Source organism: Pseudomonas pudica (assembly GCF_015680405.1).
Classification (GTDB): Bacteria; Pseudomonadota; Gammaproteobacteria; order Pseudomonadales; family Pseudomonadaceae; genus Aquipseudomonas; species Aquipseudomonas pudica.
On record NZ_JADLJS010000025.1, the window covers coordinates 13,847 to 34,471 of the forward strand.

General features: G+C 63.4%; 19 protein-coding genes and 1 riboswitch. Of the genes, 14 read left to right on the plus strand and 5 right to left on the minus strand.

Annotated elements, in window-relative coordinates; translation table 11 throughout:
* Window positions 1–67: 67 nt before the first annotated feature.
* Complete coding sequence (locus IRZ77_RS17440; RefSeq protein ID WP_046616027.1) at window positions 68–301, minus strand: hypothetical protein; 234 nt, start codon at window positions 299–301, stop codon at window positions 68–70.
* Window positions 302–446: 145 nt separating this feature from the next.
* On the opposite strand from IRZ77_RS17440, the gene IRZ77_RS17445 reads away from it, so the two are divergent.
* Together IRZ77_RS17445 and IRZ77_RS17450 are read left to right on the plus strand one after the other, a co-directional pair.
* Window positions 447–1,031 (plus strand): YajG family lipoprotein, encoded by a 585-nt coding sequence (locus tag IRZ77_RS17445; protein WP_013970929.1) that lies wholly within the window; start codon window positions 447–449, stop codon window positions 1,029–1,031.
* A 217-nt stretch (window positions 1,032–1,248) separates the two neighbouring features.
* Window positions 1,249–1,509 carry a hypothetical protein gene (locus IRZ77_RS17450; RefSeq protein ID WP_046616028.1) on the plus strand — a complete coding sequence of 87 codons (261 nt, stop codon included), beginning with the start codon at window positions 1,249–1,251 and terminating at the stop codon, window positions 1,507–1,509.
* Between the two features lie 34 nt (window positions 1,510–1,543).
* Here the strand turns inward: IRZ77_RS17450 and IRZ77_RS17455 are convergent, their stop codons facing one another.
* The gene (locus IRZ77_RS17455) at window positions 1,544–2,710 is read right to left on the minus strand and encodes a 1-acyl-sn-glycerol-3-phosphate acyltransferase (protein ID WP_024086266.1); all 1,167 of its coding nucleotides are present in this window, start codon (window positions 2,708–2,710) and stop codon (window positions 1,544–1,546) included.
* A gap of 125 nt (window positions 2,711–2,835) precedes the next feature.
* Between IRZ77_RS17455 and IRZ77_RS17460 the strand changes: the two genes are divergently transcribed.
* The 4 genes from IRZ77_RS17460 to IRZ77_RS17475 all read left to right on the plus strand — a co-directional run bounded on the left by IRZ77_RS17460 (window position 2,836) and on the right by IRZ77_RS17475 (window position 4,909).
* Entirely contained in the window at window positions 2,836–3,018 is a 183-nt protein-coding gene (locus IRZ77_RS17460; protein ID WP_012270508.1) for a CPXCG motif-containing cysteine-rich protein, read from the plus strand.
* Window positions 3,018–3,278 (plus strand): putative signal transducing protein, encoded by a 261-nt coding sequence (locus IRZ77_RS17465; protein ID WP_046616029.1) that lies wholly within the window; start codon window positions 3,018–3,020, stop codon window positions 3,276–3,278. The genes IRZ77_RS17460 and IRZ77_RS17465 overlap by 1 nt, the downstream gene beginning before the upstream one ends.
* Window positions 3,279–3,293: 15 nt before the next feature.
* Window positions 3,294–3,914, plus strand: a complete 621-nt coding sequence (locus IRZ77_RS17470) for an SOS response-associated peptidase (RefSeq protein WP_085601919.1) — start codon at window positions 3,294–3,296, stop codon at window positions 3,912–3,914.
* 179 nt (window positions 3,915–4,093) lie between these two features.
* Entirely contained in the window at window positions 4,094–4,909 is an 816-nt protein-coding gene (locus IRZ77_RS17475) for a M48 family metallopeptidase (RefSeq protein ID WP_046616031.1), read from the plus strand.
* A gap of 150 nt (window positions 4,910–5,059) precedes the next feature.
* On the opposite strand, the gene IRZ77_RS17480 is transcribed toward IRZ77_RS17475, so the two are convergent.
* The 3 genes from IRZ77_RS17480 to IRZ77_RS17490 all read right to left on the minus strand — a co-directional run bounded on the left by IRZ77_RS17480 (window position 5,060) and on the right by IRZ77_RS17490 (window position 7,929).
* Window positions 5,060–5,644 carry a TMEM165/GDT1 family protein gene (locus tag IRZ77_RS17480; RefSeq protein ID WP_046616032.1) on the minus strand — a complete coding sequence of 195 codons (585 nt, stop codon included), beginning with the start codon at window positions 5,642–5,644 and terminating at the stop codon, window positions 5,060–5,062.
* A gap of 87 nt (window positions 5,645–5,731) precedes the next feature.
* A riboswitch (yybP-ykoY riboswitch) is annotated at window positions 5,732–5,872 on the minus strand.
* A 39-nt stretch (window positions 5,873–5,911) separates the two neighbouring features.
* A complete protein-coding gene (locus tag IRZ77_RS17485; RefSeq protein ID WP_085601920.1) occupies window positions 5,912–6,910 on the minus strand; it encodes a class I SAM-dependent methyltransferase in 999 nt (332 codons plus the stop codon).
* Between the two features lie 53 nt (window positions 6,911–6,963).
* Window positions 6,964–7,929: a 2-hydroxyacid dehydrogenase gene (locus tag IRZ77_RS17490; protein WP_046616034.1), complete on the minus strand. Its 966-nt coding sequence runs from the start codon at window positions 7,927–7,929 to the stop codon at window positions 6,964–6,966.
* 293 nt (window positions 7,930–8,222) lie between these two features.
* On the opposite strand from IRZ77_RS17490, the gene IRZ77_RS17495 reads away from it, so the two are divergent.
* The 8 genes from IRZ77_RS17495 (at window position 8,223) to IRZ77_RS17530 (ending at window position 20,613) form a co-directional block, all read left to right on the plus strand.
* Complete coding sequence (locus IRZ77_RS17495; RefSeq protein ID WP_108480139.1) at window positions 8,223–9,905, plus strand: fatty acid--CoA ligase; 1,683 nt, start codon at window positions 8,223–8,225, stop codon at window positions 9,903–9,905.
* Window positions 9,906–10,236: 331 nt separating this feature from the next.
* Window positions 10,237–12,123: a DUF1302 domain-containing protein gene (locus IRZ77_RS17500; protein WP_046616036.1), complete on the plus strand. Its 1,887-nt coding sequence runs from the start codon at window positions 10,237–10,239 to the stop codon at window positions 12,121–12,123.
* Window positions 12,124–12,148: 25 nt separating this feature from the next.
* The gene (locus tag IRZ77_RS17505) at window positions 12,149–13,513 is read left to right on the plus strand and encodes a DUF1329 domain-containing protein (RefSeq protein WP_046616037.1); all 1,365 of its coding nucleotides are present in this window, start codon (window positions 12,149–12,151) and stop codon (window positions 13,511–13,513) included.
* A gap of 337 nt (window positions 13,514–13,850) precedes the next feature.
* Window positions 13,851–16,568: a LuxR C-terminal-related transcriptional regulator gene (locus tag IRZ77_RS17510; protein WP_108480138.1), complete on the plus strand. Its 2,718-nt coding sequence runs from the start codon at window positions 13,851–13,853 to the stop codon at window positions 16,566–16,568.
* 159 nt (window positions 16,569–16,727) lie between these two features.
* On the plus strand, window positions 16,728–18,335 hold the full coding sequence (locus IRZ77_RS17515; RefSeq protein WP_025337710.1) for a response regulator: 1,608 nt from the start codon (window positions 16,728–16,730) through the stop codon (window positions 18,333–18,335).
* Window positions 18,332–19,024: a sensor histidine kinase gene (locus IRZ77_RS17520; RefSeq protein ID WP_046616040.1), complete on the plus strand. Its 693-nt coding sequence runs from the start codon at window positions 18,332–18,334 to the stop codon at window positions 19,022–19,024. The genes IRZ77_RS17515 and IRZ77_RS17520 overlap by 4 nt, the downstream gene beginning before the upstream one ends.
* A gap of 116 nt (window positions 19,025–19,140) precedes the next feature.
* Entirely contained in the window at window positions 19,141–19,785 is a 645-nt protein-coding gene (locus IRZ77_RS17525) for an MBL fold metallo-hydrolase (protein ID WP_046616041.1), read from the plus strand.
* Window positions 19,786–19,893: 108 nt separating this feature from the next.
* On the plus strand, window positions 19,894–20,613 hold the full coding sequence (locus IRZ77_RS17530; protein WP_087503383.1) for an OmpA family protein: 720 nt from the start codon (window positions 19,894–19,896) through the stop codon (window positions 20,611–20,613).
* The last annotated feature ends 12 nt before the right edge of the window (window positions 20,614–20,625 follow it).

Genomic DNA, 20,625 nt, shown 5'->3' on the forward strand with positions numbered 1-20,625 from the left:
CGGGGGGAGATTATAGCGATGTCGCGGGCAGAAATGTCGCCATTCGTGGTTTTTATTGCAGCGTTTGTCAGGCCGCGAGGATGCGCTGGTGCCAGCGGCGGCTTGCGCGGGCGCAAACCCGGGCACTGGCGGGCAATTCGCGGCCCAGCCAGGCGAGCTGGATTTCGCTGATCTGGACCCAGCCGCTGCCGCTGGGCGCCTGGCTGCATTGCTTGAGGGCCAGGCATTTGCCGTCGGCATCAAGGCGGGCATAGGCATTGTAGTGCGGGCGTTGGAAGAGCAGAGTCCAGAGCGAGGCCATGGCAGCGAGTCCTGTGCGTTAGGGCTTGGCGCAAGGATAGCGGCGCGGCGATGAAACGATTGTGACAAGCGGGCCGGGCCGATGACTGGCCGAGGCGTGGCTGGGTATACTGTGGGCCTTCGCCGCATTTTCTGGAGTAACGCGCATGTTGCAACGTCTGTTGTTCGGTTTGATCGCCGTGGCCAGCCTCAGCCTGGTCGGTTGTGCCCACAGCCCGCAACAACTCAATCCGCAACCCACGCTCAAGGCCCAGCTCGCCCCGGTCGGCCATGGCCAGCCGGTAGTGGTCCGGGTGGTTGACGGCCGGGCCTCGCAGTCCCTGGGCACTCGCGGTGGCATGTACCCCGAGACCAGCACCATCAGCGTCAGCGGTAACGACATCGTGCCCAAGCTGCAGGCCCAGGCCGAAGCCGCCGTGCGCCTGCTCGGCTTCACCCCGACGCCGAACGCCTATAACGCGCCGCAGCTGACCGTGACCCTGGCCGAACTGAAGTACCAGTCGCCGAAAGACAACCTGTACGTGACCGAGGCTACCATCGGTGCCACCTTCCGTGCCGACGTGTCCAATGGCGGCCGCCGCTACAGCGGCCGTTACGGCGCTTCGCTGGACCAGCGTTTCGGCATGGCGCCGAACCAGGAAACCAACACCCAGCTGGTGGGCGATGTGCTGAGCGATGCCCTGACCCGCATGTTCAAGGACCCGACCATCGGTCAGGTACTGGGGCAGTAAGGCTTCAGCTGTAAAACAAGGCCCGCTGCCTGTATTCCAGGCAGCGGGTTTTTTGTTGTCTGTGCCGGCCTCTTAGCGGGCAAGCCCGCTAAGAGGCCGGCAAGTCTTCATGCCAGGACAGATGAAATTTAATGACACTTTGTCGCCTGGACCGGGCGTGAGAGGGCGACTTGGGTAGAATGCCGGCCTTTGCCGTCGCTCATACCGAGGTTGCGTGATGTCCTTGCAAGTGCTCTGGGGGTTCCTGGCCGCCCACCCGACCAAGCTGATCAATCTGCTTGCGCTGCTGCTGACCTGCCCGGGCGGGTTGCTGCTGCACAGTGCCCGGCGGCGCGAGGCCGAGACCCGCGAATACATGGCGGTGGACGACGGGGTAGTGGACGCATTCGACCTTCGAGTGCCGCGCTATTTCTACATCCTCGGCTTTTCGTGCCTGGCGATGGCGTTGCTGTTGTCCTGGTTCAGTACCTGGGTCTGAGATTTCGGGGCCGCAAAGCGGCCCCGGCATTCGCTCAGGCAACCGGTGCCTGCTGCCTGACCTGGTACTGGTTGCGCACCGGCGTCGCATACTGCAACACCAGGTACGGCCGCTGCTCCTCGGGGCAGGCATCCAGGCGGCGTTGCCATTCTTCCTTGGCCCGGGCCAGTTCATCAGCGGGGAACACTTTCTCGGCGCTCGGCACCTGCAGCGCCTCATCTTTGCCATCCCACATCGCATAGGCCAGATAGTGCACCGGGAACAGCCGGTAGCCACCTAGGATCTGCCGGTCGATTTCCGCTGCCAGCTGCTTGGTGTCCTCGTGATACTCGGTCACCGGCGGTGCGAAGTTGATGTGCACCCGGCCCTTGTAGCCGGTGATGCCCTTGGCGATGCTGTTGTCGTCCTCCCCCGGCGCCTTCTTGTAGGTGCCGGTAGTGGCGCGGATGTACAGTTCGCGAGCCTTGGCCTGGTCGCACGGGTCATATTCGTAGCTGATCGAAACCGGTGTCAGGTTCAGGCTCTGGATCACCGCGCCGAACGGCTCGTCCTTGCGACTCATGTGGAACATCTTGAGGATCGCCGAATCGGTGCGGTCGTCACCGTCCTTGGCCCGGCCTTCGGCCTGGGCGATCCAGATCGATGTGGCGTCGTTGCGGATCGAGTGGTTGATGTAGGCCGAGAGCAGTTGGTAGGCCGCCAGCTTCTCGCGGCGCCCACTGATCGAGCGGTGCACGATGAAGCTCTTGTTCAGGCGCATCATGTCGCTGACAAACGGTTTTTGCAGCAGGTTGTCGCCAATGGCGATGCGCGGCGTGGGCAGGCCGGCGTGGTACACCGCATAGTTGACGAAGGCCGGGTCCATGACGATGTCACGGTGGTTGGCCAGGAACAGGTAGGCGGTACCGGCCTTGAGCTGCTCCACGCCCGAATAGGTGACGCCGTCGGTGGCGCGGTCGATGGTCTGGTCGACGTAGTACTCGACTTTGTCCTGCAAGGTCGAAACACAGGTGACGCCGGCGAATTCCTTGCGCAGGCGGCGGGCGATCAGCGGTTTGAGCAACCAGCCGAGAGCGCCGGCCGCACGCGGGAAGCGGAAGTGGGTGAGGATATCGAGGAATGCCGGATCGCTGAGCAGGCGTGCCAGAACGGCAGGGACCTCAGCGTCGTCGTACGGTCGGATGGCATCGAATTCGCCCATCATGCTCTCTTGTTGGAAACGGCTAGGGTAATAAGGTAGGGACGGGCTCCGAAAAACGGCTCGGACACACACAGGCCCTGTAAACAGACCGGCAATTATACGCATAAGTCACCCCGGAGGCCGCGATGCTGGAAACTGCTATCTACGATTGCCCTTATTGTGGCGAAGAAGTCGAAACCACGGTGGACCTGTCCGGTGGCGATCAGGAGTACATCGAGGACTGCCAGGTGTGCTGCAAGCCTATCCGCTTCGTGCTGCAAGTTCATGGCGAGGAGTGGATGCTGGATGTATTCGGTGAGAATGACTGATGCAGCGCATCTACGAACCGGAAAGCCTGCTCGAGGCTGAAATGCTGGCGGGGATGCTCGCCAGCGAAGGGATCGAGGCGCACTTGGTTGGCCGTGACCTGGTGGGTGCTGCCGGTGAACTGCCGATGCAGGGTTTGCTGGGGCTGGCCGTGGCAGATGAGCAGGCTGAGTACGCACGGCAGCTGATCGATGCGTACAATGGTGCCCAGCCATTGGTTGGCGACGAACCGGAGAGTTTCCCCGGTACCTTGATCTGCTAGGTTTTGAATTCGCCCATGTGTGGACGTTACGCCCTGTTTCGATGGCCCCAGGCTCTTGCCGGTCTGCCGGGCTTTCCCGTTGGCCAGCCAGCCCAATGGAACATTTCGCCCGGGGCTTCGGTGCTGATCCAGCGCCAGCTCGACGGCCAGCTGCAACTGGCCAGGGCGCGCTGGGGGTTGACTCCGGCCTGGCTCACCGACCTGTCCCGTACCCCCGCCCATGCACGCGCCGAAACCCTGGCCGAGCAGCCGATGTTTCGCGACGCGTTTCGCCAGCGCCGCTGCCTGATGCCAGCCAACGGCTTCTACGAATGGCGCGGTAGCGTGCGCAAGCGCCCCTACTGGCTGACCCCAGGGGAGGGCGCATCTCTGTATTTCGCGGCTGTGTGGGAGGCTTACCCGGTGCAGGACCAGGTTTGGCTGAGTTGTGCGGTAGTGACCCAGGCGGCGATGAGTCAGCGTCGGCCACTGATAATGGACGATGCGGGGCAGGCGGCCTGGCTTGACCCGGGCACGCCGCTGGCCCGCCTGCATGAGTTGCTGGCCAGCCCGCCGGCGACCTTGCGCGAGCGGGCCCTGGCGCATTTTGTCAATGACCCGAAGCTGGATGCGCCGGAGTGCCTGACCCCGGCCTGATGTATGCCTGTGCCGGCCTCTTCGCCGGTGAAGCCACTCCTGCAACGATCGCATTGTCCCTGTAGGAGCGGGTTCACCCGCGAAGGGGCCGGCACAGGCGACGAAAATCTTCCCTGCGGCTATAGCGGCCCCAAGCGACTCGGCCTACGATACGGCGCATGTAAAAAGGGAGTGTTTTCATGCGTAAGTCTTTTGTCGTCAGCCTGTTGAGTGCTGGCATCCTGCTAGCCGGCTGCCAGGCGGTGAATACCACCAGTGGCGGTGCTGTCGGCGTCGAGCGCCAGCAGTACATGTTCAGCATGCTCTCGACCGATGAGGTCAACCAGATGTACGCCCAGTCGTACCAGCAGACCCTGGGTGAAGCATCGAGCAAAGGCGTGCTCGACAAGTCCAGCGCTGTTGCCAAGCGTGTGCAGGTAATTGCCAACCGCCTGATCGCCCAGACCCCCAAGTTCCGCCCGGATGCCGCGCAATGGAACTGGGAAGTGAACGTGATCAAGAGCGACGAGCTCAACGCCAACTGCGGCCCGGGCGGCAAGATCATCGTCTACACCGGGCTGATCGATCAGCTCAAGCTCAACGATGCGGAAATTGCTGCGGTGGTGGGTCACGAGATCGCCCACGCTCTGCGTGAGCACAGCCGCGAGGCGATGTCCAAGGCGTACGGTGTGGAAATGGCGCGCCAGGGCGCCGGCGCCCTCTTTGGCCTCGGCCAGGGTAGCATGGCCATGGCCGATACCGTGGTGAACTATGCCATGACCCTGCCCAACAGCCGGGCCAACGAGAACGAAGCCGACCTGATCGGCCTGGAGCTCTCGGCGCGTGCCGGTTACGACCCGAATGCCGCGATCACCTTGTGGAACAAGATGAGCCAGGCTTCCGAAGGCGCACCGCCTGAGTTCATGAGCACTCACCCGGCGTCCCAGAGCCGCATTGCTTCGTTGCAGGCGGCCATTCCGAAGGTGATGCCGCTGTATCAGGCGGCCAAGAAGTAAGCCTCGACTTCAAGATGCTTACCCCTTGTAGGAGCGGCCTTGTGCTGCGAAAGGGCCAGTAAGAGCACCACATTTCCTGGTGCCTGTACCGGCCTCTTCGCAGCTCGATGCTGCTCCTACAGGTTCGGCGTCAGCCTGTCGCCTTTCGGGTTAGCCCACCCAGCCACTGGCTTTCATCGCCGTGTACACGGCCACGATCGCCAGCACGAAGAACGCCGTGGCCGCCAGGCGACGGATCAGCGTCAGCGGCAGTTTGTCCGCTGCGAAGTTACCCGCCAGTACCACCGGCACGTTGGCAATCAGCATGCCCAGGGTGGTACCGATAATGACCATGATCAGGTGCGGATACTGTGCTGCCAGCATCACCGTGGCGACCTGGGTCTTGTCACCGATTTCAGCCAGGAAGAACGCGATCAGCGTGGTCAGGAACGGCCCGAAGCGGCGCGCCGGGTTCTCGTCGTCATCCATCTTGTCCGGAACCAGGGTCCACAGGGCAGTAGCGGTGAAGCTTGCAGCCAGGATCCAGTGCAGTGCCGAGTCGCTGAAGAAGCTGCCGACCCACGCGCCCACGGCCCCAGCCGCGGCATGGTTTGCCAGAGTGGCGGCGATGATGCCGGCGATGATCGGCCAGGGCTTGCGGAAGCGGGCGGCGAGTATGAGCGCGAGCAGTTGCGTCTTGTCGCCGATTTCGGCGAGCGCAACGATGGCGGTGGGGACCAGCAGAGATTCCAGCATCAGGATTCCTACGGGGGCGGGTCGACACGGCTATGACACGTACAGCCTCCCCGCCCCGGGTAAGGTGTGCGTGTCATAGGTCTTGTCAAACCCTGGATCCGTCTATGCGGATCTCGCCATGCAGGTTGGCATGGTGGGTCGCACGCGCCATGGTCTGTGGACCAAGTATGTTGACGCGTACCGGGCGAGCTGGGCGCTCGCGGGAGACTACTCCCCTAGGACGGTGCGGATTCTGCCTAGGCAAAACGCTTTCGGCAAGCGCTGTTTTTATCCGTGTGTTGCCCGGTAGATGCGGAAACCGTCCGCCTCGTCGCGTATCTGGCAGTTGCCCAGAGCCCCTTCGATCAGTGGCTGGTAGCGCAGGAAGCTGTTGGCAACCAGGCGCATTTCGCCACCTTTTCGCAGATGAACGGCTGATTTTTTCAGCAAGTTTTCCGATGCCTGGTAGTTGGTGTGTACCCCGGTGTGAAACGGCGGGTTGCTCAGGATCAGGCTCAGCTCTGTCGGCGCCGCGTCGATGCCGTCGCCGCTGATCACCTCGCCTTCCAGACCATTGGCGGCCAAGGTCAGGCGGCTGGCGGCCACGGCGAAGGCATCCACGTCCAGCAGGGTTACACGGCTTTGTGGATAACGGCGTTTGACTGTGGCGCCCAGCACCCCGGCACCGCAGCCGAAGTCCAGCACATGCCCGCTCGGTAGGCCGTCGAGGTGCTTGAGCAGCAGGGCGGTACCGCGATCGAGGCGGCCATGGCTGAACACGCCGGGCAGGCTGACCACTTGCAGTGGGCCGTCTTCCAGGCTGAGTTCGAAGCGTTCGGCCAGGCTCTCCAGGGGCTTGGCTTCTGGCGCGCGCTCGATGGTCACCTGCCACAGCTGGCAATGGCGGGCGCTGTCGAGCTTGCGTGGCTTGCCAAAGGCCTGCAGCTGCTTGGCCGCGCCCTCGATGCCACCGCGTTTCTCGCCGACCAGGTACAGCTCGCGGCCAGCCAGGCGCGAGGCCAGGGCGTTGAGCAGGTAGGCAGCCAGTTCGCGGGACTTGGGCAGGAACAGCACGGCGTTGTCGAAAGCCACTTCCGGTGGCTCGACCCCATAGTGGCTGCGCCCGGCGAAGCGGCTTTCGAGCATGGCATGATCGCCCGCATGCCAGGTCCAGCCCCGGGCCTGGGGCAACTGGCCGAGCAGGCCGTCGGCGGGGGCGCCGGCGAGCAGCAGCGGGCCCTGGAACAGCTCTGCCTGGCGGAGCAACACTTCACTGCGCGGGTCCATGGACGACGCCTCCTGGAAAAAGTGGCGCAGTTTATCAGAGCTGGGCGCCGCGCTCAGCTGACCACGCGGCGTGGCTGACCGGCGAAGAAGGCCTGGGCATTCTCGCTGAGCTGGCCGACGATGCGCTGGCGCGATTCCACCGCGCCCCAGGCGCTGTGCGGGGTGATGATCAGGCGCGGGATGCCGGGTTCGAGCAGCGGGTTGCCGTTGACCGGCGGCTCCACGCTCAGCACGTCGGTGGCAGCGCCGCCCAGGTGGCCATTGCGCAGGGCGTCGGCCAGCGCTTGTTCGTCGATCAGGCCGCCACGGGCGGTGTTGACCACCAGCGCGTTGGGCTTGAGCAGGGCCAGTTCGCGGGCCCCGAGCATGTGTCGGGTGTGCTCGTTCAGCGGGCAGTGCAGGGTCAGGGCGTCGACTTGCGGCAGCAACTCGTCCAGTGGCAAGCGGTCGGCGCGTTCCGGACGACCGGGGATCTGCCCGCTGAGCACGCGCATGCCGAAGGCTTCGGCCAACCTCGCCACCGCACCGCCCAGTTCGCCGTGGCCGAGCAGGCCAAGGGTCTTGCCCTCCAGTTCGACGATGGGGAAGTCCAGCAGGCAGAACTGGCTGGCCTTGGCCCACTGGCCGTCGGCTACCGCCTGGTTGTAGTCGCACAGGCGGGTGGCCAGGGCCAGCAGCAGGGCGAGGGTGTGCTGGGCGACGGACGGTGTGCCGTAGCCTTGGCAGTTGCACACGGTGATGCCTTGGGCGCGCGCGGCCGCCAGGTCGACGTTGTTGGTGCCGGTGGCGGCCACCAGGATCAGCTTCAGTTGCGGGTTGGCTGCCAGGGTCGCGGCGTCGAGCATGACCTTGTTGCTGACTACCGCCACCGCGCCCTGCAGGCGTTCGGCGACCTGCTCCGGGCGGGTGGCGGCGAACAATTCGAACTCGTCGAATTGCTGCTTCAGGGGTGAGAGGTCGAGATCGCCTAGGTCCAGGGACTGGTGATCGAGAAACACGGCGCGACGCGGGCTGGGCATGAAGTTCTCCGAGGCTGGGCGGGATTTCGGTGTCGTGGCCATTTGCGGGTATTGCACCATTGAGAAGGCTGATGCAGTACCTGTGGAGCGGGTTTACCCGCGAAGAGGCCCTCAGCTTCACCACATGACCTGAAGCTGCCGCCGCAGTGTCTAGCTCAACCTTGCTGCCCGTCAACGCCCGCCACTCATACCCTCATCATGCAAATCATTCCTTCGGCTGATTTAGCCGTCACATTGGCGAACTACAGTAGTTCCCAGACTTGTCCGGCCCGCTTTTCAGAAAAGGGATACCCATGTTGCAGACCCGCATCATCAAGCCCGCCGAGGGCGCCTACGCCTACCCCCTGCTCATCAAGCGCCTGCTGATGTCTGGCAGCCGCTATGAAAAGACCCGCGAAATCGTCTACCGCGACCAGTTGCGGCTGACCTACCCACAACTGAACGAGCGCATCGCGCGCTTGGCCAACGTGCTGACCGAAGCCGGAGTAAAGGCCGGTGACACCGTGGCGGTGATGGATTGGGACAGCCACCGCTACCTGGAGTGCATGTTCGCCATCCCGATGATCGGCGCGGTAGTGCACACCATCAACGTACGCCTGTCGCCCGAGCAGATTCTGTACACCATGAACCACGCCGAAGACCGCGTGGTGCTGGTCAACAGCGACTTCGTCGGCCTGTACCAGGCCATCGCGGGGCAACTGACTACCGTCGACAAGACCCTTCTGCTGACTGACGGCCCAGACAAGACAGCCGAGCTGCCCAACCTGGTGGGTGAGTACGAGCAACTGCTGGCCGCTGCCAGCCCGCACTACGACTTCCCGGACTTCGACGAGAACTCGGTGGCCACTACCTTCTACACCACCGGCACCACCGGCAACCCCAAGGGGGTGTACTTCACCCACCGGCAGCTGGTGCTGCATACCCTGGCTGAAGCTTCGGTGACCGGTAGCATCGACAGCGTGCGCCTGCTGGGCAGCAACGATGTGTACATGCCCATCACGCCGATGTTCCACGTGCACGCCTGGGGCATTCCCTACGCCGCCACCATGCTCGGCATGAAACAGGTGTATCCGGGGCGCTATGAGCCGGACATGCTGGTCAAGCTGTGGCGCGAAGAGAAAGTCACCTTCTCCCATTGCGTGCCGACCATCCTGCAGATGCTGCTCAACTGCCCAAACTCTCAAGGCCAGGACTTCGGCGGCTGGAAGATCATCATCGGCGGCAGCGCACTCAACCGCTCGTTGTACCAGGCCGCCCTGGCACGCGGCATCCAGCTGACCGCCGCGTATGGCATGTCCGAGACCTGCCCGCTGATTTCCGCCGCCCACCTGAACGATGAGCTGCAGGCCGGCAGCGAGGATGAGCGCGTCACCTACCGCATCAAGGCCGGCGTGCCGGTGCCGCTGGTCGAGGCGGCCATCGTCGACGGCGACGGCAACTTCCTGCCCGCCGATGGTGAAACCCAGGGCGAGCTGGTGCTACGGGCGCCGTGGCTGACCATGGGCTACTTCAAGGAGGCGCAGAAGAGCGAGGAGCTGTGGCAGGGCGGCTGGTTGCACACCGGTGATGTCGCCACGCTCGATGGCATGGGCTACATCGACATCCGCGACCGCATCAAGGATGTGATCAAGACTGGTGGCGAGTGGATTTCCTCGCTCGACCTCGAAGACCTGATCAGCCGCCACCCGGCCGTGCGCGAAGTGGCGGTGGTGGGGGTGGCCGACCCGCAGTGGGGTGAACGCCCGTTTGCCCTGCTGGTGGTGCGCGAAGACCAGGTCATTGACGCCAAGGCGCTGAAGGAGCACCTCAAGCCGTTCGTCGAGCAAGGGCACATCAACAAGTGGGCGATTCCAAGCCAGATCGCTGTTGTTACTGAAATTCCCAAGACCAGTGTCGGCAAGCTCGACAAGAAACGCATCCGCCAGGACATCGTCCAGTGGCAGGCCAGCAACAGCGCGTTCCTCTCCACGCTGTAACCGCCATGCGGGTCGCGTATCGCAGCACGCGACCCGCATGCTAGAGGGGTGGAACCTTGCCAAACGGCAGAAATACGCCATCCTTTAGCACTGCCAGCACGCAGCCGGGGCAACATGGCAGCGAGTTGGCCGCACGGAGCGCAAATCACACTTTAGAGGGATCAAGCGCCTGTGCCTTGCTGGCTATAGTCGGGGCCAGGGGATTTTCAGGAATGGGGGAGGCGACATGCGCAAGCCGTGTCGCCGCAGGCGCAAGCCTGCAAACCGGTCGCTCGGGCCGTTCTTGAAAGGACTCACTGCCATAACAAAAAAAGTACATGGAGTAGCGTCGATGAAATCTGCAAACCTGTTCTGGCGCCGGGCCAAGTTGCCCCTGGCTGTCAGCCTTGCTTCCACGCTCGCAAGTCCTGCTTTCGCTGTCAGTTTCAACATTGGTGAAATCGAAGGCCAGTTCGACTCGTCGCTCTCCATCGGCGCCAGCTGGTCGACGGCCAACCCCAACAAGAACCTGATCGGGGTGAACAACGGCGGCAAGGGCCTGTCGCAGACATCCGACGATGGCCACCTGAACTTCAAGAAGGGCGAAACCTTCTCCAAGATCTTCAAGGGCATCCATGACCTGGAGCTCAAGTACGGCGACACCGGCGTGTTTGTCCGCGGCAAGTACTGGTACGACTTCGAACTGAAGGACGAAGGCCGCGAGTTCAAGGACATCAGCGACTCCAACCGCAAGGAAGGCGCCAAATCGTCCGGTGCCGAGCTGCTCGACGCTTTCGTCTACCACAACTACTCCATCGGCGATCAGCCAGGCTCGGTGCGCCTGGGCAAGCAGGTGGTGAGCTGGGGTGAAAGTACCTTCATCGGTGGCGGCATCAACTCGATCAACCCTATCGACGTGTCGGCGTTTCGCCGCCCGGGGGCCGAGATCAAGGAAGGCCTGATCCCGGTCAACATGTTCTACATCTCGCAAAGCCTGACCGACAACCTGTCGGCCGAGGCCTTCTATCAGATCGAATGGGACCAGACGGTCGTCGACAACTGCGGCACCTTCTTCTCCCAGCCGGACATCATTGCCGACGGCTGTACCGACAACCTGCGCGTGCTCAACAGCAGTCGCACAGTGCCGGGGGCGGCGCAGCAATTTCTTGCCACCCGTGGCGTGAACATCAACGAAGAAGGGGTGATGGTGCGCCGCGGCGCCGACCGCGATGCGCGTGACAGCGGCCAGTTTGGCGTGGCAATGCGCTACATGTTCGAGCCGCTGGACACCGAGTTTGGCGCCTACTTCATGAACTACCACAGCCGTGCGCCAATCTTCAGTGCCACCGGGGCCGCGCCTTCAGTGTTCGCCGGGCTGAGCGCCCTGCCTGCACAGCTGCGCGCATTGGCACCGCTGATCGTGGCAGGTAACTCCGAATACTTCGTCGAATACCCCGAGGACATCCGCCTCTATGGCTTGAGCTTCTCTACCACGTTGCCCACCGGGACCGCCTGGAGCGGCGAACTCAGCTACCGTCCCAACGCACCGGTGCAACTGAATACCACGGATATCCTGTTCGCCGGGGTCCGCCCCATTGGCGGTGCCTTGAGCAACGCTTCGCTACTGACCGGTACGCCGGGGCAGGACTTGCACGGGTATCGCCGCAAGGAAATCACTCAGTTCCAGACCACCCTCACGCATTTCTTCGACCAGGTAATGGGCGCCAGCCGCATGACCGTGGTGGGCGAGCTGGGTGTCACCCATGTGGGCGGCCTGGAGAGCGCCCACGATACTCGCTACGGTCGCGACCCGGTGTTCGGTCCAGGCCCGCTGCCATCCACCGGTGGAGCAAACACCTGTCAGGCCCTGAATGCCAGCACCATCGCAGGCGCTGGTGCTGGTGCCTCCACCGCCAACCTGAGCCGCAACTGCGAGAACGATGGCTTTACCACCAGCACGTCCTGGGGTTACCGCGCCCGAGTCATCTGGGACTACAACGACGTCTTTGCCGGGGTCAACCTGAAGCCAAGCGTGGCCTGGTCGCATGATGTTTCCGGCTATTCGCCTGGCCCTGGCGCCAACTTCGAGGAGGGCCGCAAGGCTGTCAGCCTGGGCCTGGACGCCGAGTACCAGAACACCTACACGGCAAGCCTGTCGTACACCAACTTCTTCGATGGCGAGTACACCACCGTGGATGACCGCGACTTCGTCGCGCTCAGCTTCGGCGTGAACTTCTAAGCATTCAGATCCAGGACGACACGACATGAACAAGACCAGAAGTCTGCTGCAAGCCGGTGTGCTGGGCCTGTCCCTGCTGGCGACCAGCGTCATGGCTGCAGTATCCGCCGACGAGGCGGCCAAGCTGGGCAGTACCCTGACCCCGATGGGCGCCGAAAAGGCTGGCAACGCCGATGGCTCGATCGGGCCGTGGGAACCGCTGTCCAAGAGCTCGGGCAGCGTCGACGGCAAGGGCTTCCTGTCCGACCCGTACGGCAGTGACAAGCCGCTGTTCACCATCACCGCGCAGAACGCCGACCAGTACAAGGACAAGCTCTCGCCGGGCCAGCTAGCCATGCTCAAGCGCTATCCGGATACCTTCAAGATCCCGGTATTCAAGACCCATCGCGGTTCCACGGTGCCGGCCGATGTGTTCGCTGCCATCAAGGAAAACGCTACCAAGACCACCCTGGTCGAAGGCGGCAACGGTCTGAACAACTTCCGCACGGCTGTACCGTTCCCGATCCCGAAAAGCGGCCTGGAGGTGATCTGGAACCACATCACCCGCTACCGGGGCGGTAGCGTCAGCCGTCTGGTGACCCAGGCAACGCCGCAGCAGAACGGCTCTTTCAACCCGGTGTACTTCTCCGACCAGTTCGTCTTCCGCGAAAGAATGAAGGATTACGATCCGAGCAACCCGGGCAACATCCTGTTCTACTTCAAACAGGAAGTGACCGCGCCTGCGCGTCTGGCCGGTACCGTGCTGCTGGTACACGAAACCCTCGACCAGGTGAAGGAACCGCGCAAGGCGTGGATCTACAACGCCGGTCAGCGCCGCGTGCGCCAGGCACCACAAGTGTCGTACGACGGCCCGGGTACCGCCGCCGACGGTTTGCGCACCTCCGACAACCTGGACATGTTCAACGGTGCGCCAGACCGCTATGACTGGAAGCTGGAAGGCAAGAAGGAGATGTACATCGCATCCAACGCCTTCAAGCTCGACGACCCTAAGCTCAAGTACACCGACATCATCAAGGCCGGGCACATCAATCAGGACCTGGCCCGTTACGAGCTGCGCCGTGTATGGCACGTGGTCGCCACCCTCAAGCCGGGCCAGCGGCACATCTATGCCAAGCGTGACTTCTACATCGACGAGGACACCTGGCAGGCTGCGGTGATTGACCAGTACGACGGCCGTGGCCAACTGTGGCGCGTGTCCGAGGCACATGCCCAGCCGTACTACAACGTGGAAGTGCCGTGGTACACCCTGGAGGCCATCTATGACCTGCAGTCTGGCCGTTACCTGGCCCTGGGCATGAAGAACGAAGAGAAGCGCGCCTACGACTTCGGCTTCAGCGCCAGCAAGGCGGACTTCCAGCCTGCGGCACTGCGCCAGTCGGGTATTCGCTAAGTATCGCGCAACCTCGGAGCGCCCCGGCTTGCCCGGGGCGTTTCATTTTCCTGTACCGGCCCCTTCGCGGGTGAACCCGCTCCCACAGGTACTGCACTGCACTTGAAACGTGCAATCCCTGTGGGGCCGGGTTCACCCGCGAAGAGGCCGGTCCAGGCAATAAACCTGCTGAATACCTCCCCAAACCCCCGCCCCAGCCCCTGTCCATCAGACGTGTTGCTTTTTGTCGCAGTCTTTTCCAGGGGAATTGAGCCCATCATCTTCAAATGGGCAGCGTTACCCGCTAGTCTCGCAAGCATCCATACCGCCGTAGTCTTCCAACCAGAACGAGCCGGCCATGACAGATCTGTCCCGTACGCATGGATTCACCAGCCAGGCCCTGGGCCTGCTGGACGGGCGTTTCTTCCGGCCGCCCTTGCCGGACGGCCATGTACCGCGCCTGCGCCTGTGCCAGCGGCTGCAAGCCGGCCTCGGCGGGCGGCTGTTGCTGGTCAATGCCCCGGCGGGTTTCGGCAAAAGCTCCCTGGCCATTGAATTTTGCGAAGCGCTGCCCGAGCACTGGCGTAGCCTGTGGCTGGGCCTGAGCCAACGGGATGCCGACCCTGGCCGCTTCCTCGAACGCTTGCTCGAAGGCCTGCAACAGTATTGCCCGGCACTGGGTGGCCAGGCCATGGGCCTGCTGAAAATGCGCCAGCGCCACCAGCCGTTCGCCTTCGAGGAATGGCTCGACGGCCTGCTCGACGAGCTGGCGTTGTACCTGCAAGCCGATACTCCCTTGTTGCTGGTGCTGGACGACTATCATCTGGCCCAGGGGCCAGTGCTCGATCGTTGCCTGCAGTTCTTCCTCAACCACCTGCCCCCCGGCCTGGTACTGCTGGTCACCAGCCGCCAGCGCCCGGACTGGCACCTGGCGCGCCTGCGCCTGTCGCGGCAACTGGTCGAGCTCAACGAACAGGACTTGCGCCTGACCGCCGAAGAATCGCTGGCGGTGATCGGCCGTCAACCCACCGGCCTGCGCGGCCAGGCCCTGGACAACCTGATCCAGCGCAGCGACGGTTGGGTGGCCGGGTTGCGTTTCTGGCAACTGGCTGCCAGCGAGTCCGCTGACGACCAGGCCTTGCCCCAGGCCTTGCATGGTGGTGAGGGCCTGATCCGCGACTATCTGCTGGAAGAAGTCATCGACATGCTGCCCGCCGACGTGCAGGCCTTCCTGTACGAAACGGCCTGCCAGGAGCGTTTCTGCGCTCCGTTGTGCGATGCCGTGCGCGGCCGCCACGACAGTGCCTCGATCCTGCGCTTCTTGCAGGCGCACCAGGTGTTTCTGGTGCCGCTGGACGAGCATGGCCACTGGTTCCGCTATCACCACCTGTTCTCCGACCTGCTGCGCAGCCGCCAGGCCAGCGAGCCGCTGGCCGGCCTGCAGTTGCGTGCCTGCCGCTGGTTCGAAAGCCAGGGCCTGCTCGACGAAGCGGTGGAGCAGGCGCTGCGGGCCGGTCACCTCGATGTCGCGGCCGACCTGGTGCAGAGCCTGTCCGAGGAGCAACTGCTGGCCGAACAGAACGTCGGCATGCTGCTGCGCTGGAAGATGGACCTGCCCGACAGCCTGTTGATAAGCACGCCGCGGTTGATCGTGTTGTACAGCTGGGCGTTGGGCCTGGCGTGCCAGCTGGACGCGGCCGAGGAGCTGGCGGGGTATCTCAGCCGCTTCCTGCCCGCGCCTTCGGCGACCGCGCAAAAGTCCATGCTGGCCCAGTGGCTGGCGCTCAGTGGTGTGATCGCCCGTGGCCGTGGCGACCGCGAGCGCACCTTGGCCTATTGCGGCGAAGCGCTGCAGAGCCTGCCGAGCAAGCGTTATGGCCAACGCCTGGTGTGCCTGTCGACGCTGTCCAACCTGGCGATTGCCGATGGCGACTTCTGGCGGGCCCGTGGCTGGAACCGCGAGGCCCTGGAGCTGGCCCAGCGCGTTGGCAACCCATTGTTCGAGGCCCTGGCCCATTACGACCGGGCGCGGGTGCTGCATGCCCGTGGCGAGGTGTTGCGCGCGCTGGACGAAGTGCGCGAGGGGCTTCAGCGCCTGCAAGGGCTGTCGGCACAGCGGCTGTATGCCGTGCGCGCCCGCCTGACGCTTTACGAAGGGTACCTGCTGGTATCGCGTCTGCAGCCGTCCCAGGGCCGTGCCCGGTTGCGTGCGGGATTGGGCGAGGCGCGGGCCTGCCGCGATATCAGCGTGCTCATCGGCCACTGCGTGATCGCTACGCTCGATGGCCGCGAAGGGCACTTTGCCGAGGCTTTTGCCGAACTGGCCGAGGCCGAGCGGCTGATGCACATCTGGGATGTGCCGCCGGTCTACTACCTGGCCATGATCACGCTGGTCAAATGCGAATTGTGGCTGGCACAGGGGCGCATCGACCTGGCCGAGTCCTGGTTGCTGCGCCTGGGCCAGACCTACGGTGGCGAGCAACCGGCGGCGGCCCCGGAGTTCCACCCGTTGCTGCCGTTGCACATCGCCTTGCAGCAGGCATCGCTCGAGCGTATCCAGGCGCGTAGCGGCGAGGCGGCGCAACGCCTGGCCAGCCTGGTCGAGCACGGCCAGGCCAGTGGCGGCATGATGCTCAGCGTCAGTGCCCTGTGCCAGTGGCTTGGCTTGTTGCTGGGCGAAGGCCGGGAAGGGCAGGCCGCCCAGTTGTTGCCACGGTTGCTGGAGGCAGCCCAGGGCGGCGTGCTGCAACCGTTCCAGCCTCTGCTGGAGCAGCACCCGCAGTGGCTTCTCGAACAGCTGCGGGCTGTTGCCGCTTGCCCGGTGCAGGCCGAGCTGCTCAAACGCCTGCCGCAGATGCCAAGCACCAGCACCGGCAGCGGCGAAGCCCTGAGTAGCCGCGAGCTGGCCGTGCTCGAGCTGATTGCCCAGGGTTGTTCCAACCAGCAGATCAGCGAGCGGCTGTTCATTTCCCTGCATACGGTGAAAACCCACGCCAGCCATATCAACAGCAAGCTTGGGGTGGAGCGGCGTACCCAGGCGGTGGCCAAGGCCAAGTCCCTGGGGCTGTTGGCGTGATCCTGGCCCTCCAGGGCCTTGCTCGCTAAAGTGGTGGCACAAGGCTTTGGTTCGTGGCCGCCAACGCTCTACCCTCATCTTTCCCGACCAACTGCCGATACAGCTATCGGTGGCATCGCCTCGCGCGATTTTTCAATTATTCCAAGGCAGGTCGTGTTGATGCTGCAGTACGGGCAAAAGAGCTTTCTGATCGTCGACGACTTTACCGACTTTCGCACGTCGACCCGTTCCATGCTGCGCGAGCTGGGCGTACGTGACGTGGACACCGCCGACAGCGGCGAGCAGGCGCTGCGCATGTGCGCGCAAAAGCGTTATGACGTCATCCTGCAGGACTTCCACCTGGGCGACGGCAAGAAGAACGGCCAGCAGGTGCTCGAAGACCTGATCCTCGACAAGCACATCAGCCATGAGTGCATATTCATCATGGTCACGGCCGAGAGCAGCCAGGCCATTGTCCTCAGCGCCATCGAGCACGAGCCTGATGCCTACCTGACCAAACCATTCAACCGGGTTGGCCTGGCCCAGCGCGTGGAGAAGCTGTACCAGCGCAAGACCCTGCTCAAGCCGATACTGCAGGCTTTGGACCGCAATCGCCCGGCCGAAGTGCTGGCGGCCTGTGCCGAGTTGTGCAAGCGCGACCCGCGCCTGGCCCCGCTGTGCCTGCGTTATCGGGCCGATGCCTTGCGCAACCTCAACCGTTTCGAGGAGCTGGAGAAGTTCCTCAAGGCCATCCTGGCCAGCCGCCCGCAGCCGTGGGTGTACTCGGCGTTGGGCAGCCTGATGCACAAACGTGGCCAGAACGCCCAGGCCCAGGGCGTGTACGAGCAGGCGCTAAAGGCCTTTCCGATCATGCCAGGTCTGTACGATGGCATGGCCGAGGTGCTGGTGGCCCAAGGCGAAACCAGGCGTGCGCAGAACATGCTTGAAGAGGCCGTGCGCCTGTCGCCGCTATCGGTGCGCCGGCAGTCGACGCTGGGCAAGCTGGCGTTGGAAAACGAAGATTTCGAAAGTGCCTCGAAGGCGTTCCGCCATGCGGTGAACCAGGGCCAGAGCTCACGCTACAAGGACCCTGAGAACAACCTGGGGCTGGTGCAGGCGCTGATGAGCAGGAATGCCGGCTTTGGCCTGGATGCGCGCACCCGGGTCGAGATCAACAGCACGCTGAGCGAAGTGGCCAAGGAAAACCCCGAGGACCAGGGCCTGCAGGTGCGTGCCCGCATGATGAAGGCCGCCAGCCTGCAGCAGGCCGGCGACCCTGAAACGGCTGCCAAGCTGACCGAACAGGCGATCCAGCGCCTGGACAAGATGAACCAGTTCTTCTCGGTCGATTCGGCCCTGACCGTTGCCGCGCAGTTGCAGGCCATGGGGCAGGAAGCCGCTGCCATCGGTGTACTGAGGAGTTGTGTGGAAAGTTATGGCGACGACCCCAAGGTCATGGAGAGGGTCGGCAAGCTGACGGACGACCCCAGCGTGCTCAACGCCATTACCGAAGCGGTCACCCTCAATCGCCAGGGTGTGCGCAGTTACCAGGGGGGGCAGCTCGGCGAGGCGTTGCAGCTGTTCCGCAAGGCGCTGGGTTTGCAGCCGAAGAACATCAGCATTGCCCTCAACACTGCCCAGGCGCTGCTGCGCATCGGCGGAGACAGCCCTCAGCCCGCCATCATGCAGGAGTGTCGCGACGCCCTGACCAGCGTGGCCGGCATACCTGCCAGCGACAACCGCTACGACCGCTACCGCAAACTGCACATCCGAGTGTTCGGCGCATGAATCAAGATAACCAGGGGCTTGATTTTTCCACGGTGATCGCCTCCACCGTGCACGACCTTAAGAATTCCCTGTCGGCGCTGATCCAGTCCCACAACCAGTGGATGCAGCGCTTGCCCGAGGAACTGCGTGGTGGTGCCGAGCAGGGGGCGATGGAGCATGAATTTCGCCACCTCAACGGCATGCTGGTGCAGTTGCTGGGTTTGTACAAACTGGGCGTAAACCAGTTGCCGGTGTGCCCGGACTACCATGAACTGGACGATTTCATCGAAGCCCAGCTGGCCGCGCACGAGGAAGTGCTCAAGCACAAGGACATCCTTGCGACCTGGCGCATCGACACCGACAACCCGCTGGGCTTCTTCGATCGCGAGCTTGTGGCCTCGGTGATCGCCAACGTGATCACCAACGCCACCCGCTTTGCCGCGCATGCCTTGCTGATCACCATCGAAGAGGCAGACAACCAGTTGGCCATCTGCGTCAACGATGACGGCCCGGGTTATCCACAGCGCATGCTCGAGCGCCAGGAAGAATTCATCCAGGGTATCGACTCGACCAGCGGCAGTACCGGCCTGGGTCTGTATTTTGCGGCGCGGATCGCGGCACTGCATGAAAGCGGCGGGGTGCGCGGGCGGATCGAGATCTCCAATGGCGGCGCGCTTGGGGGTGGGTTGTTCAGATTGTTCTTGCCTTAGGATGTATGGCGCTCGATCTCACAGGCGCCACACATCTCAAGACATGAACCTCGTGCACCCACCCCAATTTCCTGTCAGGCTCTCAGCAGAACTCCAGCTTTGCCATCGAGAACACCATGACCCAAGCCCCGCCTGCGCTCATCCGCGAAACCTTCCCCGTAGGCCCCCTGCAATGCAATTGCACCCTGATCGGCGACCCGCTTACCAAAAAGGCCATCGTCGTCGACCCGGGCGGTGACCCGGACAAGATCCTGGCTCGCCTGCAGGCCCACGGCCTGACGCTGGTGAGCATCATTCACACCCACGCGCACTTCGATCACTTCCTTGCCTCGGGCAAGCTCAAGGAACTGACCGGCGCGACGCTGCACCTGCACAAGGATGACCAGGCGCTGTGGGACAACCTGGAAATGCAGTGCCAGATGTTCGGCGTGCCCTACACCCCGGTGCCTGCACCCGACCGCTGGCTGGGGGATGACGAGGAGCTGGCTTGCGGTTGTGGCGTGGCCTTGCATACGCCAGGCCACACGCCGGGCTCGATGAGCTTCTGGTTTGCCGATGCCAAGCTGCTGATTGCCGGCGATACTCTGTTCCGCCGTGGCATTGGCCGTACCGATTTGTGGGGTGGCGATCAGCGGGCCATCGTCCGTTCGATCAAGGAGCGCCTGTACCGGCTGGACGAGGAGGCAATCGTGGTGACCGGCCACGGGCCGGATACCCGCCTGGGTGACGAAATGCGTGAAAACCCCTTCGTGCGTGCCTGATGGCACATGAAAGCACTTTCATGGAATTTTTCGTTGCCGATGCAATCCAAGGCTGGCATAGATCCGTTTATGATCTGCCGCATTCATGAATTCAGTAGGAGCTTGTCCATGTTCACCATGCGTCGTCTGATTATCGTCGCAACCGCCGCTGCCTTGATGACCGGCTGTGCCGGCCAGAACCCTTATGACAGCCAGGGGCAGGCGCAGGGCTCCACAGGGATGAGCAAGACCGCCAAGTACGGCGGCCTGGGCGCGCTGGCCGGTGCTATCGCCGGTGCCGCCATCGACCACAACAACCGTGGCAAGGGTGCACTGATCGGTGCTGCTGCCGTGGGTGCCGCCGCAGCCGGTTATGGCTACTACGCTGACAAGCAGGAAGCCGAGCTGCGCGCGCAGATGGCCAATACCGGCGTTGAAGTGCAGCGCCAGGGTGACCAGATCAAGCTGATCATGCCGGGCAACATCACTTTCGCCACCGACTCGGCCAACATCGCGCCAAGCTTCTACTCGCCGCTGAACAACCTGGCCGGTTCGTTCAAGCAGTTCAACCAGAACACCATCGAAGTGGTCGGCTTCACCGACAGCACTGGCAGCCGCCAGCACAACATGGACCTGTCCCAGCGCCGTGCGCAGGCGGTCAGCACCTATCTGACCTCGCAGGGTGTGGATGCCTCGCGTATCTCCGTACGTGGCATGGGCCCGGACCAGCCGATCGCCAGCAACGCCGACGCCAATGGCCGCGCGCAGAACCGCCGGGTGGAAGTGAACCTGAAGCCGATTCCGGGTCAGCAGTATGACCAACAAGGTCAGGTTCAGCAGTATCCCTGATCGATCAGAGTG

Excerpts from the sequence above, each read along its gene's own strand:
- IRZ77_RS17440 (WP_046616027.1), bottom strand. The coding sequence starts at position 301 with ATGGCCTCGCTCTGGACTCTGCTCTTCCAACGCCCGCACTACAATGCC.
- IRZ77_RS17445 (WP_013970929.1), top strand. The coding sequence starts at position 447 with ATGTTGCAACGTCTGTTGTTCGGTTTGATCGCCGTGGCCAGCCTCAGC.
- IRZ77_RS17450 (WP_046616028.1), top strand. The coding sequence starts at position 1,249 with ATGTCCTTGCAAGTGCTCTGGGGGTTCCTGGCCGCCCACCCGACCAAG.
- IRZ77_RS17455 (WP_024086266.1), bottom strand. The coding sequence starts at position 2,710 with ATGGGCGAATTCGATGCCATCCGACCGTACGACGACGCTGAGGTCCCT.
- IRZ77_RS17460 (WP_012270508.1), top strand. The coding sequence starts at position 2,836 with ATGCTGGAAACTGCTATCTACGATTGCCCTTATTGTGGCGAAGAAGTC.
- IRZ77_RS17465 (WP_046616029.1), top strand. The coding sequence starts at position 3,018 with ATGCAGCGCATCTACGAACCGGAAAGCCTGCTCGAGGCTGAAATGCTG.
- IRZ77_RS17470 (WP_085601919.1), top strand. The coding sequence starts at position 3,294 with ATGTGTGGACGTTACGCCCTGTTTCGATGGCCCCAGGCTCTTGCCGGT.
- IRZ77_RS17475 (WP_046616031.1), top strand. The coding sequence starts at position 4,094 with ATGCGTAAGTCTTTTGTCGTCAGCCTGTTGAGTGCTGGCATCCTGCTA.
- IRZ77_RS17480 (WP_046616032.1), bottom strand. The coding sequence starts at position 5,644 with ATGCTGGAATCTCTGCTGGTCCCCACCGCCATCGTTGCGCTCGCCGAA.
- IRZ77_RS17485 (WP_085601920.1), bottom strand. The coding sequence starts at position 6,910 with ATGGACCCGCGCAGTGAAGTGTTGCTCCGCCAGGCAGAGCTGTTCCAG.
- IRZ77_RS17490 (WP_046616034.1), bottom strand. The coding sequence starts at position 7,929 with ATGCCCAGCCCGCGTCGCGCCGTGTTTCTCGATCACCAGTCCCTGGAC.
- IRZ77_RS17495 (WP_108480139.1), top strand. The coding sequence starts at position 8,223 with ATGTTGCAGACCCGCATCATCAAGCCCGCCGAGGGCGCCTACGCCTAC.
- IRZ77_RS17500 (WP_046616036.1), top strand. The coding sequence starts at position 10,237 with ATGAAATCTGCAAACCTGTTCTGGCGCCGGGCCAAGTTGCCCCTGGCT.
- IRZ77_RS17505 (WP_046616037.1), top strand. The coding sequence starts at position 12,149 with ATGAACAAGACCAGAAGTCTGCTGCAAGCCGGTGTGCTGGGCCTGTCC.
- IRZ77_RS17510 (WP_108480138.1), top strand. The coding sequence starts at position 13,851 with ATGACAGATCTGTCCCGTACGCATGGATTCACCAGCCAGGCCCTGGGC.
- IRZ77_RS17515 (WP_025337710.1), top strand. The coding sequence starts at position 16,728 with ATGCTGCAGTACGGGCAAAAGAGCTTTCTGATCGTCGACGACTTTACC.
- IRZ77_RS17520 (WP_046616040.1), top strand. The coding sequence starts at position 18,332 with ATGAATCAAGATAACCAGGGGCTTGATTTTTCCACGGTGATCGCCTCC.
- IRZ77_RS17525 (WP_046616041.1), top strand. The coding sequence starts at position 19,141 with ATGACCCAAGCCCCGCCTGCGCTCATCCGCGAAACCTTCCCCGTAGGC.
- IRZ77_RS17530 (WP_087503383.1), top strand. The coding sequence starts at position 19,894 with ATGTTCACCATGCGTCGTCTGATTATCGTCGCAACCGCCGCTGCCTTG.